Source organism: Streptomyces sp. NPDC031274 (assembly GCF_055570235.1).
Genome location: NZ_JBVIHP010000001.1, coordinates 113,413 through 131,763 on the forward strand (window position 1 = coordinate 113,413; position 18,351 = coordinate 131,763).

At 69.6% G+C, this 18,351-nt stretch carries 17 protein-coding genes and 1 pseudogene; 9 read left to right on the forward strand and 9 right to left on the reverse strand.

Annotated elements, in window-relative coordinates:
* Positions 1-12: 12 nt before the first annotated feature.
* Entirely contained in the window at positions 13-612 is a 600-nt protein-coding gene (locus ACZ5CR_RS00575) for a class I SAM-dependent methyltransferase (RefSeq protein ID WP_468852146.1), read from the reverse strand.
* A gap of 152 nt (positions 613-764) precedes the next feature.
* Between ACZ5CR_RS00575 and ACZ5CR_RS00580 the strand changes: the two genes are divergently transcribed.
* The 5 genes from ACZ5CR_RS00580 (at position 765) to ACZ5CR_RS00600 (ending at position 5,602) form a co-directional block, all read left to right on the forward strand.
* On the forward strand, positions 765-1,538 hold the full coding sequence (locus tag ACZ5CR_RS00580; protein WP_468852148.1) for an MHYT domain-containing protein: 774 nt from the start codon (positions 765-767) through the stop codon (positions 1,536-1,538).
* A 64-nt stretch (positions 1,539-1,602) separates the two neighbouring features.
* Positions 1,603-4,152: a sensor histidine kinase gene (locus ACZ5CR_RS00585; protein WP_468852149.1), complete on the forward strand. Its 2,550-nt coding sequence runs from the start codon at positions 1,603-1,605 to the stop codon at positions 4,150-4,152.
* Positions 4,149-4,583 carry a roadblock/LC7 domain-containing protein gene (locus ACZ5CR_RS00590; RefSeq protein ID WP_468852151.1) on the forward strand — a complete coding sequence of 145 codons (435 nt, stop codon included), beginning with the start codon at positions 4,149-4,151 and terminating at the stop codon, positions 4,581-4,583. The genes ACZ5CR_RS00585 and ACZ5CR_RS00590 overlap by 4 nt, the downstream gene beginning before the upstream one ends.
* Before the next feature lie 19 nt (positions 4,584-4,602).
* Positions 4,603-5,016, forward strand: coding sequence for a DUF742 domain-containing protein (locus ACZ5CR_RS00595; RefSeq protein ID WP_453524609.1), 414 nt, complete (start codon positions 4,603-4,605; stop codon positions 5,014-5,016).
* Positions 4,997-5,602 carry a GTP-binding protein gene (locus ACZ5CR_RS00600; RefSeq protein ID WP_468852153.1) on the forward strand — a complete coding sequence of 202 codons (606 nt, stop codon included), beginning with the start codon at positions 4,997-4,999 and terminating at the stop codon, positions 5,600-5,602. Before ACZ5CR_RS00595 ends, ACZ5CR_RS00600 begins: the two co-directional genes overlap by 20 nt.
* Before the next feature lie 24 nt (positions 5,603-5,626).
* On the opposite strand, the gene ACZ5CR_RS00605 is transcribed toward ACZ5CR_RS00600, so the two are convergent.
* Positions 5,627-6,055, reverse strand: a complete 429-nt coding sequence (locus tag ACZ5CR_RS00605) for a PPOX class F420-dependent oxidoreductase (RefSeq protein WP_468852156.1) — start codon at positions 6,053-6,055, stop codon at positions 5,627-5,629.
* Positions 6,056-6,149: 94 nt separating this feature from the next.
* On the opposite strand from ACZ5CR_RS00605, the gene ACZ5CR_RS00610 reads away from it, so the two are divergent.
* Together ACZ5CR_RS00610 and ACZ5CR_RS00615 are read left to right on the forward strand one after the other, a co-directional pair.
* Complete coding sequence (locus ACZ5CR_RS00610; protein ID WP_468852158.1) at positions 6,150-6,563, forward strand: roadblock/LC7 domain-containing protein; 414 nt, start codon at positions 6,150-6,152, stop codon at positions 6,561-6,563.
* A 109-nt stretch (positions 6,564-6,672) separates the two neighbouring features.
* Positions 6,673-7,695, forward strand: coding sequence for a DUF6397 family protein (locus ACZ5CR_RS00615; RefSeq protein ID WP_468852160.1), 1,023 nt, complete (start codon positions 6,673-6,675; stop codon positions 7,693-7,695).
* 61 nt (positions 7,696-7,756) lie between these two features.
* On the opposite strand, the gene ACZ5CR_RS00620 is transcribed toward ACZ5CR_RS00615, so the two are convergent.
* The 4 genes from ACZ5CR_RS00620 to ACZ5CR_RS00635 all read right to left on the reverse strand — a co-directional run bounded on the left by ACZ5CR_RS00620 (position 7,757) and on the right by ACZ5CR_RS00635 (position 12,343).
* A complete protein-coding gene (locus ACZ5CR_RS00620; protein WP_468852163.1) occupies positions 7,757-8,272 on the reverse strand; it encodes a tetratricopeptide repeat protein in 516 nt (171 codons plus the stop codon).
* 201 nt (positions 8,273-8,473) lie between these two features.
* Entirely contained in the window at positions 8,474-8,710 is a 237-nt protein-coding gene (locus tag ACZ5CR_RS00625; RefSeq protein ID WP_468852165.1) for a hypothetical protein, read from the reverse strand.
* Positions 8,711-8,795: 85 nt separating this feature from the next.
* Positions 8,796-9,698, reverse strand: coding sequence for an acyl-CoA thioesterase (locus tag ACZ5CR_RS00630; protein ID WP_468852167.1), 903 nt, complete (start codon positions 9,696-9,698; stop codon positions 8,796-8,798).
* A gap of 41 nt (positions 9,699-9,739) precedes the next feature.
* Positions 9,740-12,343: a DEAD/DEAH box helicase gene (locus tag ACZ5CR_RS00635; RefSeq protein WP_468852169.1), complete on the reverse strand. Its 2,604-nt coding sequence runs from the start codon at positions 12,341-12,343 to the stop codon at positions 9,740-9,742.
* A gap of 31 nt (positions 12,344-12,374) precedes the next feature.
* Here ACZ5CR_RS00635 and ACZ5CR_RS00640 point away from each other — a divergent pair, with 31 nt between their 5' ends.
* Complete coding sequence (locus tag ACZ5CR_RS00640) at positions 12,375-13,169, forward strand: metal-dependent hydrolase (protein WP_468852172.1); 795 nt, start codon at positions 12,375-12,377, stop codon at positions 13,167-13,169.
* Positions 13,170-13,189: 20 nt separating this feature from the next.
* Here ACZ5CR_RS00640 and ACZ5CR_RS00645 read toward each other — a convergent pair.
* The 3 genes and pseudogenes from ACZ5CR_RS00645 to ACZ5CR_RS00655 form a co-directional block, all read right to left on the reverse strand.
* Positions 13,190-13,317, reverse strand: a pseudogene (locus tag ACZ5CR_RS00645) (viomycin phosphotransferase); the annotation flags it as partial.
* Positions 13,318-13,539: 222 nt separating this feature from the next.
* Positions 13,540-15,321, reverse strand: coding sequence for an ABC transporter ATP-binding protein (locus tag ACZ5CR_RS00650; RefSeq protein ID WP_468852173.1), 1,782 nt, complete (start codon positions 15,319-15,321; stop codon positions 13,540-13,542).
* Complete coding sequence (locus ACZ5CR_RS00655; RefSeq protein WP_468852174.1) at positions 15,318-17,207, reverse strand: ABC transporter transmembrane domain-containing protein; 1,890 nt, start codon at positions 17,205-17,207, stop codon at positions 15,318-15,320. Before ACZ5CR_RS00655 ends, ACZ5CR_RS00650 begins: the two co-directional genes overlap by 4 nt.
* 364 nt (positions 17,208-17,571) lie before the next feature.
* Between ACZ5CR_RS00655 and ACZ5CR_RS00660 the strand changes: the two genes are divergently transcribed.
* On the forward strand, positions 17,572-18,300 hold the full coding sequence (locus ACZ5CR_RS00660) for a L,D-transpeptidase family protein (RefSeq protein WP_468852176.1): 729 nt from the start codon (positions 17,572-17,574) through the stop codon (positions 18,298-18,300).
* The last annotated feature ends 51 nt before the right edge of the window (positions 18,301-18,351 follow it).

Sequence of the window (18,351 nt, forward strand, 5' to 3'; positions counted from 1 at the left end):
GCCCGAACCGGCCTAGTCCTGTCGTACGGCCAGAGCGAGGAACCGCGTGTCCTCGTCGACGTACGAGGTCAGCCGCCAGCCGGAACCGGCGAGCAGCGGGCGGAGATTCCCCTCGGCCCGCAGATCGTCCGTGCTGATCTGACGGCCCTGCCGCGCCGCGAGTGCCGCCCGGCCGATGGGGTGGAAGAGGGCGAGGGCTCCTCCGGGCCGCACCACGCGCCTCAACTCCCGCAGGTTCTCCGCCGGATCGGCCAGATGGGAGATCAGGCCCGCGCCGAACACGGCATCGAGTGACGCGTCGCGCAACGGGAGTCGCGTCACGTCCGCGAGCAGGAGCTGTCCCGCACGGTGTCTGCCGGCCCGTGTGGCGGCCTCCAGCATGGCGGGAGTCAGATCAACTCCGAGTACGGACCCGGAGGGCCCTACGGCCTCCCTGAGGGCCGGTAGCGCCCGCCCGGTGCCGCACCCGGCATCGAGGACGCGGCCACCGGGGCGCAGGCCGAGCTCGGACGCGGCGGCTCGATAGGCGGGCCCGTCGTCGGGGAACCGGGTGTCCCAGTTGGCCGCTCGGGCGGTGAAGAAGTCACGGACACGCGTGTGGTCGTCGCTCATGTGGTCATGATTGCTCAATGACGCGCATACGCGTTTGGGGGCACACGTTCGAGCGTGCTGCGATCGTTCAGGATCCTCTCTCAGTCATATTCCAACACCTTTCGAACTGCGCCCCCGTTGTGCGCCCCTGCCCGGACTAGCGTCCCGGAGCCATGGGACACCTGGACCACGCCACCTTCGGCTGGCTGACCCCCGTGCTGTCGTACGCGATGGCCTGTATCGGCGCCGCTCTCGGGCTGCGCTGTACCGTTCGTGCGCTTGGTGCCACGGGCGCCTCGCGCCGCAACTGGCTCATCACGGCGGCCTCAGCCATCGGCACGGGCATCTGGACGATGCACTTCGTGGCCATGCTCGGCTTCGGCGTCACCGGCACCGAGATCCACTACAACGTGCCCCTGACGATCTTGAGTCTGATCGTCGCGATGGCCGTCGTCGGAGTCGGCGTCTTCTCCGTCGGTTACGGCCGTGACCGCGGGCGTGCGCTCACGGTCGGCGGGCTCACCACCGGGCTCGGCGTGGCGAGCATGCACTACCTGGGCATGGCCGCGCTGCGACTGAACGGCGACGTGCGCTACGACCCTGTACTGGTCGGCCTCTCCGTAGTCATCGCCGTTGTCGCCGCGACCGCGGCCCTGTGGGCGGCGCTCAACATCAAGTCGCCTCTTTCGGTCGCCGTCGCGTCGCTTGTCATGGGCGGGGCGGTGAGCAGCATGCACTACACCGGAATGCTGGCCGTGAGCGTGCGGGTCACGGAGTCGAGCGCTGCGCTGCCCGGGGCCACGACGATGCAGTTCATCTTCCCCCTTGCGGTCGGCCTTGGGTCGTACCTCTTCTTGACCTCGGCGTTTGTCGCCCTGTCCCCGACCTCGGGGGAACGTGAAGCCTCCGTGGCTGCCCAGCGACCGGTGGAGGGAGCCGCCCGGTAGCGGCGCACCAGGACGCTCACGGCCGGGCGGACACACGCCTCGAAACCTTCCGAACGAGGAGGCCATGCGCACACCCCGTAAGACCCCCGACCCGGCCGACGGCACATTGCCGCCGCAGTCCGGGGACCCGGCACGTGGTCGCCGCGCACACGCGGGAGAGCCCGCCGATGAACGGCCCGAAGCGGCAGCCCCCTTGGAGCCCGGGCCGCTGACGACCCCCGCGCCCCGGGGGTCGTGGTGGCCGCGCCCCCGTACCGTACGAGCCAAGATCCTGTGCCTGCTCATGGTGCCGGTCGTCTCCCTGCTCGCGTTGTGGGGATACGCCACGGTCACCACGGCTCAAGACGTGGCGCGTCTACGACAGCTGCAGCGCGTCGACGCCGAGGTGCGCGGCCCGGTCGACACCGCCATCGCCGCGTTGCAGGCCGAGCGAGTGGCGGCCGTGAGCTACGCGACCGAGCCCACGCGGGAGCGTGGCAGCGAACTCAAGAGGCAGGCGGGAGGTACGGACCGCGCTGTGGCGAAGCTGCGTCGTGGCGAGGGACGGACGATCGCCGATGGTGGCGATCTGCCCACCGGGGTGGCGTCCAGGCTCGCGACATTCGTCTCCGCGGCCGAGGACCTCAGCACGTTGCGCACCGACGTGCTCGACCACCGCACGGCCTGGGACACGACCTACGGCCAGTACACGAGGACCATTTCGGCAGCCTTCGGAGTCGGCGGCGCGCTCACCGGCATCCAGAAGGCCGAACTCGGCTCCGACGCGCGCGTGCTGCTCGAATTCGCCAGGGCCTCCGAGATGCTGGCGCGCGAGGATGCCGTCCTGTCCAGCGCCCGGCTCGACGGGTCTCTGGACCGGGAGCGGCTGCGGCAGTTCACCGGAGCCGTCGACACCCGGCGGACCTTGACCGAGGCGGCGGTGGCGGATCTGCACGGACCCGAACGAGCAGCCTGGCAGAACCTCGTGGAGGGGAGCGCGTACGCCGACGTGCGCGCAGTCGAGGACAAGGTGACCGTCGCGCCCCCGGGCAGACGAGCCGCCGCCGCGGCACCGGCCGCCACATGGGACAGCGCCCATGGTGTGGTGCGGGACGAGCTCCGCGCGATCGACGTGGGCGCGAGTCGCAGCGCCGCCGATCGGGCCGACCCGTTCACCCGCGGGTTGCTCACTCCGGCAGGCGCCGCCGTGCTCCTTGGACTCGTCGCGGTAGTCGCCTCACTGGTCATCTCCGTACGCATCGGGCGAGGACTGGTCGTCGAGCTGGTGAGCCTGCGCAACGGCGCGCTGGAGATCGCCCGGCACAAACTTCCCCACGCCATGCGGAGGTTGCGCGCCGGTGAGGAGATCGACATTCACGCCGAAGCGCCGCCCGGCCCGCCCGCGGAGGACGAGACGGGGCAGGTCTACGAAGCGCTCGGCACGGTGCACCGGGCGGCCCTGCACGCCGCCATCGAGCGCGCCGAACTCGCCAGCGGCATCTCGGGCGTCTTCGTCAACCTCGCCCGCAGGAGCCAGGTCCTCGTCCACCGCCAGCTCAACCTCCTCGACAGCATGGAGCGCAGGTCGGACGACCCGAACGAACTCAGCGACCTCTTCCGGCTCGACCACCTCACCACCCGGATGAGGAGGCACGCCGAGAGCTTGATCATCCTCTCCGGAGCCGCGCCGGGACGCGCCTGGCGCACGCCTGTCGCTCTGGCGAACGTCGTCCGCGCGGCCGTCTCCGAAGTCGAGGACTACGCGCGCGTGGAGCTACGACAGCTCCCCGCTGCCGCGGTCGTCGGCACGGCCGTCGCCGACCTCATCCACCTCCTGGCCGAACTCGTCGAGAACGCCGCCCAGTTCTCGCCGCCCCACACCAAAGTGCGGGTCAACGGCGAGCCGGTCGGTAACGGCTATGCCCTGGAGATCGAGGATCGCGGCCTCGGCATGGGCGCAGAGGCCCTGGCCGAGGCCAACCGCCGTATCGAGCAGTCCGAAGCGCTCGACCTGTTCGACAGCGACCAACTGGGGCTCTTCGTGGTCAGCAGGCTCGCCGCGCGACACGGGGTCAAAGTGCACCTCCGTACGTCCCCCTACGGCGGTACCACCGCGGTCGTCCTCCTGCCCACCGCATTGCTGCAGAGCATCACACCGGAGAGTCCCGGAGCCCACACCATGGAACGTGACCCCGAAAAGATTGGGCACGCGCGCGTGCCCGATGCCGCATCGATGAACGGCACCCCCGTTCCCGCCCCGGCCGCCCGCCCCGCACTGGGAGCGTCGGCGAAAACCCCGCAGACGACACCGCCGGGCGTCACCACACTCCGGCTGCGCAAGCCCCCGGACACGGAACCCGACAGCGTCCCGGAACCTTCGGAAGACCTCCCGCGCCGCGTTCGCCAGGCCAGCCTGGCCCCCCAACTGCGCGAAAAGCGCCCCGATGACGCGGCCGGATCGGTGAGTGTTCGCGAAGAGACCGAACGCAGCCCCGACGAGGTACGGGATCGCATGACCGCCTACCGCGACGGATGGGTCCGAGGCGGCGGTCGCCGGCCGGGCATCGTCGGCGCGGTCCCCGACATTCCAGGGCCCGCACCGGCCAGTGACGGCACCGAAGGAGACTCCGCATGATCCAGGACAAGAGCATCACCACCGGCCGGTCCGGCGAACTCGACTGGCTGCTGGACGACTTGGTACTGCGCGTCGGCGAGGTACGGCACGCCGTGGTGCTGTCCAACGACGGGCTGGCCGTCGGGGCCTCGACCGCCCTCACCCGTGAGGACGCCGAACATCTCGCAGCGGTCGCCTCCGGGTTCCACAGCCTCGCCAAGGGCGCGGGCCGGCACTTCGGGGCCGGGGGAGTGCGCCAGACCATGGTCGAGATGGACGACGGCTTCCTGTTCGTGGCGGCGGCGGGCGACGGCTCGTGCCTCGCCGTACTCAGCTCTGTCACGGCCGACATCGGCCTGGTCGCCTACGAGATGGCACGGCTGGTCAAGCGGGTGGGCGAGCATCTATACACCCCATCGCGCTTCGGTTCCCAGCCACCGGCCGCCGGATGACGCAGGGCGGTCGACGCAGATGACGGAGGACAGGAGCGGCGTCCCGCACGACGTGGGCAGCCAGTGGTACGACAACGAGGCCGGACCGCTGGTCCGTCCCTACGCGATGACTGGCGGGCGGACCCAACCGGGACCCAGCGGAGTGCGCTTCGATCTGATCGCACTCGTCACGCTGGACGAGAACGCGCCGGGTGCCGGGGACGACACCGCGCTCGGACCGGAACACCGGTCGCTCATCGAACTGTGCCGCACCGAGACCCAGTCGGTCGCCGAGCTGGCGGCCGACGCCGATCTGCCCGTGGGAGTGGTGAGGGTGCTGCTCGGCGACCTGCTGGAAATGGGCTGCGTGAAGGTGAGCCGACCCGTGCCACCCGCGCAGCTACCCGACGAGAAGATCCTGCGAGAGGTGATCGATGGGCTCCGAGCGCTCTGACGCCGACGGCGACGACACGAATGCCATGGCGTTGAAGATTCTGGTCGCGGGCGGCTTCGGGGTGGGCAAGACCACCCTGGTCGGCGCGGTCAGCGAGATCCGCCCGCTGCGCACGGAGGAGCTGCTCAGCCAGGCGGGCCAGTTGGTCGACGACACCGGTGGAGTCGACCGCAAGACCACGACGACCGTCGCCATGGACTTCGGCCGCATCACCATCAGGTCGGGCCTGTCGCTGTACCTCTTCGGTACACCGGGGCAGGACCGTTTCTGGTTCCTGTGGGACGAGCTGTCCCAGGGCGCGCTCGGTGCCGTCGTCCTCGCGGACACACGGCGGCTCGAGGACTGCTTCCCCGCCGTCGACTACTTCGAGCATCGGCAGATCCCGTTCGTGGTGGCCGTGAACTGCTTCGCGACCGCGCGTACGTTCGGTGCGCATGAAGTCTCCCGGGCCCTGGACCTCGACCGCGGCACCCCCGTGGTGCTCTGCGACGCAAGGGACCGCGATTCGGGAAAGGAGGTGCTGATACGTCTTGTCGAGTACGCCGGGCGGATGCATACCGCCCGGCTGCTCGACACGGTGGGCTAAGGCGTCACACGGTGGGCTGAGGCGTCAGTCGGATACGGCGCCGAGAGCGACCACCTTGTCGATTTTGACGCGTACGAGGAGTTCACCCGGCACGCCGTTGCGCTCGCCGAACTCCTCGGCACGTCCTTCACCCATGTAGCGGGCTCCGAGCCGGGCCGCCCAGTGCCGCACCTCGTCGGGATCGTCGCTCAGGCGGGCCTGCCCTTGCAGTACCACGAACGCGAACGGAGGGTTGTCGTCGTCCACACACAGGGCGACACGCCCGTCCCGCGCCAGATTCCGCCCCTTGACGGTCTCGGCTCCGGTGTTGAACACCAACTCGTCTCCGTCCAAGAGGAACCAGATCGGAGCGATATGTGGGCTTCCGTCCGCCCGGACGGTCGACAGCTTGCCGGTGCGGGTGCCCTGCGAGACGAAAGCCCGCCACTGGTCATCGGTCATCTTCTGTGCCATGTCCCCATCATGCTTGCCGGGGCGCCGATGGTGGGGAAGGCTGGCAGGTCAGTTCCTCCAGCCAGGGGGAGCAGTGAGGCGGGGAGACGGGAACATGGTGCAGAACTCGGGGCTCGGTTGGCTGCTCGACGACTTGACCAAGCGCATGGAGTCCGTGCGCCACGCGCTGGTGCTGTCCAATGACGGTTTGGTGACCGGCGCGAGCTCCGAACTGAGGCGGGAGGACGCGGAACATCTGGCCGCGGTCTCGTCCGGCCTGCACAGCCTGGCCAAGGGGTCAGGTCGGCACTTCCATGCGGGCAACGTGCGCCAGACGATGATCGAGTTCGACGACGCGGTGCTCTTCGTCACCGCGGCCGGCGACGGCAGTTGCCTGTGCGTCCTCAGCTCCGCGGAGGCGGACATCGGCCAGGTCGCGTACGAGATGACGCTGCTCGTCAATCGTGTCGGCGAGCATCTCGGTGTAGATGCGCGACAGCTGGGGCGGACGCCCGTGGTAGACCTCTGACCAGCTGAAACGTCGGCGCGACGAGAGTTATCCACAGGCTCGGCGCGGATTGCGGTGATCGCGCTACGGTTTTCCCGAGAGCAAAGACGCCTCACGGGGGAGAACCACCATGTCAGGTCACACGATCATGCAGGAAGCCGCGGACACGACAGCGCAGACCTCGGTCACGCAGACCCGCGCGGCACGAGAACTGGGTCTGAAGCGCGGCGAGTTCGAACTCGCCGTGATGCTGGGGCGCATCCGCACCGTCAGCGACGCAGTCGGTGGACGCCGCCGTGTCACGCGCGAGGAGATCGAGCGCGTCCGTGCCGGGGAGGGCTTTCCCGAGGTATGGGTCGAGCGCGTCAGAGCCGTGGGGACCACCGAGGGCGCAACTCTCATGGGTATCTCCACGGCCCGTTTCACCCGGCTCGCGCGGGCGGGTTTCGTGACGCCGGTGAAGTTCTACCTCAACCGGTACCGTGCAGTCGTCTGGCTGTATCTGGCAGAGGAGCTACGGCAGTTCGCCGAATCCGAGGCCAACGCCAGTCTGCTCACCGGCCGTGCCCCTGGCGCGCTCCGCGCCCAGCTGGAGGCGGGTGCCGACCTGCGGGCACGGAACTGGCGGGGCCGCCACGCGGGAGCGCTGCTGCGGCAGTCCGAAGATCCCTGGGAGCGTGCCGCGGTTGTGGCCTCGTTACTCGACCCGGTCCAGATCGCGGAAATCATCAAGGACCCGTACGAACGCGCCTACGTACGCGGGCTCATGCCCGAGCCCTTCGGCCAGGGCGCCCCCGATTCACCGGCGGGACGGATCATTCAGAAGATCACGACCGCGGACGATCCGGACGAGATCCGCTGGCTGCGGGCGAACCTGACCATCAGTCTCTCCCAGGCCCGAGGGCAGCGACCTGCGCCGCGGCCCGCGCCGGACTCCGGTTCTGGCCCTGGTGTTGATTCCGGCCCTGGCCCTGGTCCCGGTGGTTCCGGTACTCGGGCGCAACTCGGCGCTCAGCCAAGCCCTCATCCCGCGCCGGTTCACGAGGCACCCCTTGGGGCGCTGCCTGAGGCCGCACGTCCCGACGAAGCGACGAAAGGGAGAGCGCCGGAGCCGCGAGGTCTGTTCAAGTGGATGCGACGCAGGGGAGCGTAGCGAGGCGGCGACCGAGACGGGAACCGAGGCGGAGTCGGGGGGAAGCCGGTGGTTGGCTCCGCTACAGGGTCGTGTCGAGATCTTTGGCGTAGTGCTCGATCGCGGGACGGTAGCCGGCGATGTCCGGGTCCTGGCTCGTGGTGGCGAGCAGGGTCAGCAGGATCTCCATCGCGTCGTGTGTCCGGCCGGTGTTGTAGAGGGCCATGGCCAGAAAGGTCTTGAGAGCGGCGTCGTCGGGGAACTCGGCCACCGCGTCCCGCAAGGTCGTGACGGCTTCCGGATACCGGCCAAGGACGCGGTAGGTGCTGCCCAGGCCGAGGAGTGCTCCTCGACGGTCATCGGGGGTGAGGCCCGGGTTCCCGACCGCGCGCACGTAGTGCGGCACCGCCTCGGCCTCAAAGCCTAGTGTGTCGTGCACCCACGCGGTCTGGTACGCCACCTCCGTGTCCAAGGGGAACTGCTCGCACAGGGCGAGCAACTGCTCCCGTGCCTCTTCGCGGAGACCGGCCTCGCGCAGCCGAACGGCCTCGGCGAGCCGGCGGTCGCGGTGACCGGTCATGTTCTCGTCCCTGGTCATGCCCTCTTCCTCTCCCTCTCTCTGTCTCACTCCACCCCCGGCTCCCATGTGACCCCCACCTTCGCCGAAGATCACTGCTGCGGCTTCTGGAGTGGGCACGGGCTCATCGAACTCAGGAGGTGATTCCCACCGATGGCATGTGTGGCGAGGCAAAGCGCCCCGGTGCCCGGGCAGCCCGGGCGCCGTGCTGGTGGAGGCCTGTCATCTCTGCCACGAAAGCGCCTCGATCGATACGACGTCACGGGCTGCCAGAGGCCCGAAGAGCCGGAGGGTCTCCGCACGGGCCACCTCGTGCATCCGGCGGGGAGCCACCGAGCCGTCCTCCGCGTTCTCCCAGATCAGCAGCCCGCCCCGGAACGCGCAGAGAGACCACCCGCTCTCATGGGACAACGACACATCGGGATGCTCGTCGTCAGCGTTCGCGAGGCCGTCCAACACGTGCCTCATCGTCTCCGGATCAGGTTCGTCGACCGTCTAGCCCATGACGTCGTACATGAAGTAGCTCATGCATGCGCCCACAGCCTCATCCTGGCGACGGGCGGCCGTCCATGTGCCGTTCCCCGTAGGCCCGGAAGAGACCCTCCTGTACGACCGAGACCAGCAGTCTGCCCTCGATGTCGTAGATACGGCCGCGCGCGAGACCGCGGCCGCCCGTCGCGATCGGGGACTCCTGGTCGTAAAGGAACCACTCATCCGCGCGGAAGGGGCGGTGGAACCACATGGCGTGGTCCAGCGAGGCCATGTCGAAGCTGCGTGGGCCCCACAGCGGCTCCACGGGGATGCGGACGGCGTCCAGGAGCGTCATGTCGCTCGCGTAGGTCAGTGCGCAGGTGTGGACGAGCGGATCGTCACCGAGCGGGCCGACCGCACGCATCCAGACCGCACTGCGCGGCTCGGCGTCCTTGATCTCCTCGGGAGTCCAGCGCAGCCGGTCCACGTAGCGGATGTCGAAGGGCTGACGTCTGGCCATGCGCTCCAGCTGCTCGGGCAGCACGCCCAGATGCTCGGTGATCTCCTGGGCGACCGTCGGCAGCGACTCGGGATCGGGAGCCGTGATGCGCGGCGGAAGCTGGTGCTCGAAAGGGCCCACCTCGGGCTGATGGAAGGAAGCGGTGAGATTGAAGATGGTGCGCCCCTGCTGGACCGCGGTGACACGACGCGTGGTGAAGGAACGCCCGTCCCGCACCCGCTCGACCTGGTACACGATCGGCACGCCCGGACGTCCGGGCCGCAGGAAGTACGCGTGCAACGAGTGGACCGGGCGCTCGCCCTCGGTGGTACGTCCAGCGGCCACCAGCGCCTGCCCGGCGACCTGTCCTCCGAACACCCGCTGCAGGGACTCCTGCGGGCTGCGGCCACGGAAGATGTTGAGCTCGATCTGCTCCAGGTCAAGCAGACCGACAAGACGGTCGGCGGGATTGTTCATGAGGGTTCCTCGACTTCTGTCCGGGGGGAAGCGTGGCGTGCTCAGAGCTGGCCGACGTCGGTGACCCGGACGACGGCGCGGCCTTCCTCGTCCGAGGCCGCGAGATCGACCTCCGCGCCGATACCCCAGTCATGGTCGCCGTTCGGGTCGGCGAACGTCTGCCGGACGCGCCACAGACCGTGGTCCGGGTCCTCCTCGATGAGCAGCAGCTTGGGGCCGCGCGCGTCGGGACCGGTGCCGAGGTCGTCGTACTCGTCCCAGTACTTGTCCATGGCCGCGCCCCAGGCGTCCGCGTCCCAGCCGGACTCGGCGTCCAGTTCGCCCAGCTCCTCGACGTGGTCGAGGGCGGCGAGCTCGACGCGGCGGAAGAGCGCGTTGCGGACCAGGACGCGGAAGGCGCGGGAGTTGGCGGTGACCGGCTTGACCTGGTCGGCGCGTTCCTGGGCCTCCTCGGCGGTCATGACCTCGGGGTTGGCGAGCTGCTCCCACTCGTCGAGGAGGCTGGAGTCGACCTGTCGGACCATCTCGCCCAGCCAGGCGATGAGGTCCTGGAGGTCCTCGGACTTCAGGTCGTCGGGGATGGTGTGCTCAAGTGCCTTGTACGCACTCGCGAGGTAGCGAAGCACGATGCCCTCGGTGCGGGCGAGTTCGTAGAAGGACGTGAACTCCGTGAAGGAAAGCGCCCGTTCGTACATGTCGCGGATCACGGACTTGGGGGAGAGCGGGTGGTCGCCGACCCACGGGTGGCTCGTCTTGTAGGTGTTGTACGCGTGGAAGAGGAGCTCCTCCATGGGCTTGGGGTACGTGATGTCCTGGAGCCGCTCCATGCGGTCCTCGTACTCGACGCCGTCGGCCTTCATCAGGGCCACGGCCTCGCCGCGCGCCTTGTTCTGCTGCGCGGCGAGGATCTGGCGCGGGTCGTCGAGGGTGGACTCGAGGACGGACACCATGTCGAGGGCGTACGAGGGGGACTCCGGGTCGAGCAGCTCGAAGGCGGCGAGCGCGAAGGTCGACAGCGGCTGGTTGAGCGCGAAGTCCTGCTGCAGGTCGACCGTCAGACGCACGATGCGCCCCGAGGCATCCGGCTCGTCGAGCTTCTCGACCACGCCGCCGTCGAGCAGCGAACGGTAGATGGCGATGGCGCGCCGGATGTGCCGCAGCTGCTGCTTGCGCGGCTCGTGGTTGTCCTCAAGGAGGTGACGCATCGCCTCGAAGGCATTGCCCGGACGGGCGATCACCGCGAGGAGCATGGTGTGCGTGACGCGGAAGCGGGAGGTCAGCGGCTCGGGCTCGGATCCGATGAGCTTCTCGAACGACGCCTCGGTCCACCCCACAAAGCCCTCGGGGGCCTTCTTGCGCACTACCTTGCGGCGCTTCTTCGGGTCGTCGCCCGCCTTGTTGAGCGCCTTCTCGTTCTCGATGACGTGTTCGGGCGCCTGCGCCACGACGAGGCCCGCGGTGTCGAAGCCCGCACGTCCTGCGCGGCCCGCGATCTGGTGGAACTCCCGGGCACGCAGGGTCCGCACCCGCGTGCCGTCGTACTTGGCGAGGGCAGTGAACAACACCGTGCGGATGGGGACGTTGACGCCGACGCCGAGAGTGTCCGTGCCGCAGATGACCTTCAGCAGACCGGCCTGCGCCAGCTTCTCCACGAGTCGCCGGTACTTCGGCAGCATGCCCGCGTGGTGCACGCCGATCCCGTGACGTACGTACCGCGAGAGGTTGCGGCCGAACTTGGTGGTGAAGCGGAAGTTGCCGATCAGGTCGGCGATCTTGTCCTTCTCCTCGCGGGTGCACATGTTGATGCTCATCAGCGACTGCGCGCGCTCGACAGCCTGCGCCTGCGTGAAGTGCACGATGTAGACCGGCGCCTGCTTGGTCTCAAGGAGCTCGGTGAGGGTCTCCGTGATGGGCGTCAGGCGGTACTCGTACGAGAGGGGCACCGGGCGTGTCGCGGAGCGGACCACCGAGGTGGGGCGTCCCGTGCGGCGCGTCAGGTCCTTCTCGAACATCGAGACGTCGCCGAGCGTCGCGGACATGAGGATGAACTGCGCCTGCGGCAGTTCGAGGATCGGAATCTGCCAGGCCCAGCCGCGGTCCCCTTCCGCGTAGAAGTGGAACTCGTCCATCACGACCTGGCCGATGTCGGCGTTCTTGCCGTCGCGCAGCGCGATCGACGCGAGGACCTCGGCCGTGCAGCAGATGACGGGCGCGTCGGAGTTGACGGACGCGTCACCGGTCAGCATGCCGACGTTCTCGGTGCCGAAGAGCTTGCACAGGTCGAAGAACTTCTCCGACACCAGCGCCTTGATCGGTGCCGTGTAGAAGGTGACCTTGTCCTGGGCCAGCGCCGTGAAGTGCGCGCCCGCCGCGACCAGGCTCTTTCCGGAACCGGTCGGAGTGGACAAGATCACGTTGGCCCCGGAGACCACCTCGATCAGCGCCTCCTCCTGAGCCGGATAGAGAGTGATCCCCGTCTCCTCGGCCCAAGAGGAGAAGGCTTCGAAGAGGGCATCGGGGTCGGCATCCGGCGGCAGCTGATCAATAAGTGTCACACCCCCATCTTGCCCTTCTTCACCCTCGATCAGGGAACCGGCGGTCCGTACGAAGATCACGAACGCTACGCTGTGTCGCCAACGGGGCATCAGCACAACGGAAATGGGGCGGGGAAAAGCCATGATGGGTCCGGCACACTCACTGTCGGGAGCGGCGGCCTGGCTGGGCGTCGGAGCGGCCGCGACAGCCGCGGGGCACACGATGCCCTGGCCGGTCCTCCTGGTCGGAGCCTTGATCTGCGCCGGGGCCGCGCTCGCGCCCGACCTCGACCACAAATCGGCGACCATCTCGCGGGCCTTCGGACCCGTCTCCAGAGGCCTGTGCGAGATCGTCGACAAGCTCTCGGCGGCCGTCTACAAGGCGACGCGCAAGCAGGGCGACCCGCGCCGGGCCGGGGGGCACCGCACCCTCACGCACACCTGGCTGTGGGCCGTCCTCATCGGCGCGGGCTCCTCGGCCCTCGCCATCTTCGGCGGCCGCTGGGCGGTCCTCGCGCTGCTCTTCATCCACATGGTGCTCGCCATCGAGGGCCTGCTGTGGCGTGCCGCGCGGGGTTCGAGCAGCGATGTGCTGGTCTGGCTGCTCGCCGCGACGAGCGCCTGGATCCTCGCCGGAGTCCTGGACAAGCCCGGGAACGGCGCGGACTGGCTGTTCACCGCGCCGGGCCAGGAATATCTGTGGCTGGGTCTGCCGATCGTGCTCGGCGCCCTGGTGCACGACCTCGGGGACGCCCTCACGGTCTCCGGCTGCCCGATCCTGTGGCCCATCCCCATCGGCCGCAAGCGCTGGTACCCCGTCGGGCCGCCGAAGCTGATGCGGTTCCGGGCGGGCAGCTGGATCGAGCTGAAGGTGCTGATGCCGGTCTTCATGCTGCTCGGGGGAGTGGGGGGCGCGGCCGCGCTCAACTTCATCTGAGAGGGGCGGGGCGTGGTCCCTTACGCGGACCCCGACAGTCCCTCCGCCAGCTCCTCCTCTTCGCCGTCGCGATAGGCGACGGTGCCTGCTGCAGGGCGCACGTGCCGAGGATGGTGGCGGCACGTGCGGCCACCCCGCCATCCGCCCAGTTCGGCCACCGTTTCGTCTGGCAGCAGGCGACTCAGCAGCGCTTGATGAGCGCTTGATGCGATACGCCAGGCGCGAAGCTGGATGGACCCGGACCTGGGTCCCGGCCCTGGACCCGCCCGTGACCCTGCCCCAGCCCCTCGCCCACCGCCCGAGACCCGCCCCAGCCCCTCGCCCACCGCCCGAGACCCGCCCCAGTCCCTCGCCCGCCGCCCAAGACGACCTATCCGTGCCAGGACCGCCAGAGCGCCGCGTACGCACCCCCGGCCCCCACCAGCTCGTCGTGGCTGCCCAGCTCGCTGATCCGGCCGTTCTCGACCACGGCGATGACGTCCGCGTCGTGCGCGGTGTGCAGCCGGTGGGCGATGGCCACGACGGTGCGGCCGTCCAGGACGCGGGCTAGGGAGCGTTCCAGGTGGCGTGCCGCGCGCGGGTCGAGGAGCGAGGTCGCCTCGTCGAGGACCAGTGTGTGCGGGTCGGCGAGTACGAGGCGGGCCAGTGCGATCTGCTGGGCCTGCGCCGGGGTGAGGGCGAAGCCGCCCGAGCCCACCTCGGTGTCCAGCTCCTCACTCAGAGCCCGAGCCCAGCTGTCCGCGTCGACCGCGCCGAGCGCCGCCCACAGTTCGGCGTCCCGCGCTCCGGTCCTGGCGAGCAGGAGGTTGTCGCGCAGGGAGCCCACGAAGACATGATGCTCCTGGTTGACCAGGGCCACGTGGGAGCGGACCTCCTCCGCCGGCATGGCCGAAAGCTCCGCGCCGCCCAACGTCACGTGACCGTTCCGCGGCGCGTAGATCCCGGCGAGCAGCCTGCCGAGCGTGGACTTGCCCGCGCCGGACGGGCCGACCAGGGCGACCCGCGAACCCGGCTCGACCGCGAGCGACACCTCCCGAAGGACATCGACGCCCGCGCGGTAGCCGAAGTGCACGTCGTCCGCGAGCACCTCGCGTCCGTCCGGAGTGACGGAGTCCTCTCCCGAGTCCGGTTCGATCTCCCGTACGCCCACGAGCCGGGCGAGCGAGACCTGGGCGACCTGCAGCTCGTCGTACCAGCGCAGGATGATGCCCAGCGGATCGACGAGCATCTGGGCGATCAGGGCACCCGTGGCCAGCTGGCCGACGCCGATCCAGCCCTGCAGGACGAACACGCCGCCGATCATCAGGACGGAGCAGAGCACGAGGGTGTGGGTGAAGGTGATGACCGGGAAGAGGACGGAGCGCAAGTAGAGGGTGTGACGTTCCCACGCCGTCCACTCCTTGATGCGGCGCTCCGACAGCTCCACGCGGCGCTCACCGAGCCGGTGCGCCTCCACCGTGCGCCCCGCGTCGATGGTCTCGGCGAGGGCGGCGGCGACGGCGGCGTACCCTGCGGCCTCCGAACGGTAGGCGGAGGGCGCCCGCTTGAAGTACCAGCGGCAGCCGACGACGAGGAGCGGCACGGCGACGAGGATCGCGGGCGCCAGCGGCGGCGCGGTCACGGCGAGGCCGGCGATGAGCAGAGCGGCCCACACCACGCCGATCGCGAGCTGCGGCACCGCTTCCCGCATGGCGTTCGCGAGGCGGTCGACGTCCGTGGTGATCCGCGACAGCAGATCCCCTGTCCCGGCCCGCTCGAGCACGCCAGGCGGCAGCCCGACCGAACGGACGAGGAAGTCCTCCCGCAGATCCGCCAGCATCCGCTCACCGATCATCGCGCCGCGCAGCCGCACCTGATGGACGAAGACGGCCTGGACGAGAAGGGCGACGGTGAAGAGGCCGATGGTGCGCCCCAGATGCAGGTCGCGGGCGCTGTCCGTGACGTTCTCGACCAGATCGCCGAGCAGGTAGGGACCGGCCATGGAGGCGACCACGGCGCAGGTGTTGACCGTGATGAGCAGGGCGAAGGCCCGGCGGTGCCGCCTGACCAGTTCGCGTACGTAGGCTCCGACCGTCGCGGGCGCGCCGACGGGCAGGGTGTCCGCGGTGGTCGGGGCCGCCGGGTCGTACTCCGGTGGCGCCAGGCCGATCATGCCGTCTCCTCGATGTCGATGTCGATGTTGATCTCGGTGTCGGTGTCGGTGTCGGTGTCGGTCCTTGTGCCGCTCTCTATGCCGACGGGTGCCTGAGGCGTCCGTTCCTCGTCCGTCTCGCGCGTCACGACTGCCCGGTAGCGCGGCTCGCTGTGTACGAGCGTGCGGTGTTCGCCCACCGCCACGACCTCGCCCTCATGGAGGAAGACGACGCGTTCGGCCCGGTCGAGGAGCAGCGGCGACGACGTGAGGACCACGGTCGTACGTCCCTTGCGCAGCCCCTTGATGCCCTCGGCGACCCGTGCCTCGGTGTGCGAGTCGACGGCGGAAGTCGGTTCGTCGAGGACGAGGACGCCCGGGTCGGTGACCAACGAGCGGGCCAGCGCGAGCCGTTGTCGCTGTCCGCCCGACAGGGAGCGCCCGCGTTCCGTGACATGGGCGTCCAGCGGGGCCTCGTCCACCGAAGCCTGCGCCAGGGCCTCCAGGACGTCCGCGCACTGCGCGGCCTCCAGAGCCTCGTCGGCGCCCACCGCTCCCGACGCCGGTACGTCGAGGAGCCCCCGGAGCGTGCCGGAGAGCAGGACCGGGTCCTTGTCCTGTACGAGGACGGCGGTGCGGGCGGTGGCCAGCGGCACCTCGTCGAGGGGTACCCCGCCGAGCAGCACGGACGGCAGCTTCTCCGCGTCGTCGAACGCCGCGTGCCCGCCGAGGCGTTCGGCGAGCCGCCCCGCCTCGTCCGGGTCGCCGCACACGACGGCGGTCAGGCGGCCCGAGGGGGCGAGAAGCCCGCTCACCGGGTCGTAGAGATCGCCGGAGGGGGTTTCCACGTCGTCCGGCTGCTTGCCACCGGCCGGGGTCGTGCCGTCCGGCAGCCCGTCTCCCGCATGCGTCGTGCGCTGGAGCGAGAGCACGCGGGCGGCGCGCTTGGCCGAGGGACGCGAGAAGCTGTAGGCCATCGCGATCTCCTCGAAGTGCCGCAAGGGATAGGTCAGCAGCGTGACCGTGCTGTAGACGGTGACCAGCTCGCCGACGGTGATCCGGCCCTCGCGGGCCAGGTGCACGCCGTGCCAGACGACCACGATGAGGAGCAGCCCAGGCAGCAGCACCTGGACCGCCGAGATCACCGCCCACATCCTGGCGCTGCGCACGGCGGCCGTACGCACCTCCTGCGAGGCGCGGCGGTAGCGGTCGAGGAAGAGTTCCTCGCCGCCGATGCCCCGCAGCACCCGGAGCCCGGCCACGGTGTCCGATGCCAGTTCGGTCGCGCGCCCTGCCTTCTCCCGCTGGTGGTCGGCCCGCCGGGTGGCGCGCGGCAGCAGGGGCAGTACGGCGAGCGCGAGCACCGGGACGCCCACCGCGACGACGATGCCGAGAGCGGGCTGGTAGATGACGACGCCCACGCAGACGAGCAGGACCGTGAGCGCGGCGGCCGCGAACCGCGAGACCGCCTCCACGAACCAGCCGATCTTCTCGACGTCACCGGTGGAGACCGCGACCACCTCACCGGCGGCGACACGCCGCGTGAGCGCCGAGCCGAGCTGTGCGGTCCTGCGGGCCAGGAGCTGCTGGACGCGGGCGGCGGCGGTGATCCAGTTGGTGACCGCCGTGCGGTGCAGCATGGTGTCGCCCAGGGCGATGGCCATGCCGAACAGCGCCATCACCGCGCCCGCGAGGGCAAGCCGCCCTCCGGAGCGGTCGATCACGGCCTGCACGGCGAAGCCGACGAGGTACGGCAGCACCGCGATGGAGCCGAAGTGCAGGAGGCCCCAGGCAAGGGATTTCAGCTGGCCGCCGAGCTGGTTGCGTCCGAGCCAGCGCAGGAAATGAGGTCCCGAACGGGCATCCGGCATGCCCGGGTCGGTGAACGGAAGATCGCGAATCTGCATGACGTGTGACGTCCCAGGGTCGGGGTCGGAGAGGCGGACCGTCGGTTCGGCGGAGCGTGCCGGCGTGAACGGACGGTGGTGAACGGACGGTGGTGAACGGACGGTGGTGAACGGACGGTGGTGAACGGGCGGTGGCGCACGGACGGTGGTGAACGGGCACTGCGAAACAAACGGGCACCGCGAAACAGATGACGAGCAGCGGCAACAGGCAACAAGCAGCCAGCGGTAACAGGCGGTGAAAGGTTCGCCTCGTACGGTGGTGCGAAGCAAACGATTTTCCGTCGGGAAGTAAAGATTCGGCCCCTTCTCCGCCCGCGGCCGGGCGCCGGGACGGCTCACGTGATCCGGGTGCGACCATGGACGGATGCGTATAGCTGGTGCGGTGCGAGCGGTGGCTGCCTTCGCGGCCTGCGGTGTTCTTCTGACGTCCTGCGGAAGCGCGGACGACGGGGCGAAGGGTGACGCGGGCACGGACCAGGCGAACAGGGCCGAGCCGTCGGCGACGACCGACCTCAAGAGCATTCCCGACGTGGGTGACCGTCTCCAGAACAAGATTCCCAAGAACTCACGGCAGGTCGTCGCGGTCTACGGGGAGGGCGAGGACTCGGCGAAGTCCACCGTCGTCCTGTACACGAAGTCCGGTTCGACATGGGACAAGACCCGTAGCTGGGCCGCGCACAACGGCAAGAAGGGCTGGACCACCGACCACCGGGAGAATGACAAGCGCAGCCCGGTCGGCGTCTACACGCTCACCGACGCGGGCGGTGTCCTCGCGGATCCCGGCGCCGGACTCCCGTACACCGAGAGCGCCTCGATGCAGGCGCCGCACTACTGGTCCAAGTCGCACTGGCACGACTTCGACTACGTCATCGCCATCGACTACAACCGCGCCAAGGGCACCCCGCCCAACGACCCGACCCGCCCCCAGGGCCAGTCCAAGGGCGGCAGCATCTGGCTGCACATGGACCACGGCAGCGGTACGTCGGGCTGCGTGAGTCTGTCGAAGACGGGCATGGAGTACCTCCTGAAGAAGCTCGACCCGAAGCAGCATCCGGTCGTGGTGATGGGCGACAAGGGGAATCTGAAGGCCTAGCCCTCGCGACCCGCTCGGGCTGGCCCCGCGACCCGCTCGGGCTGGCCCCGC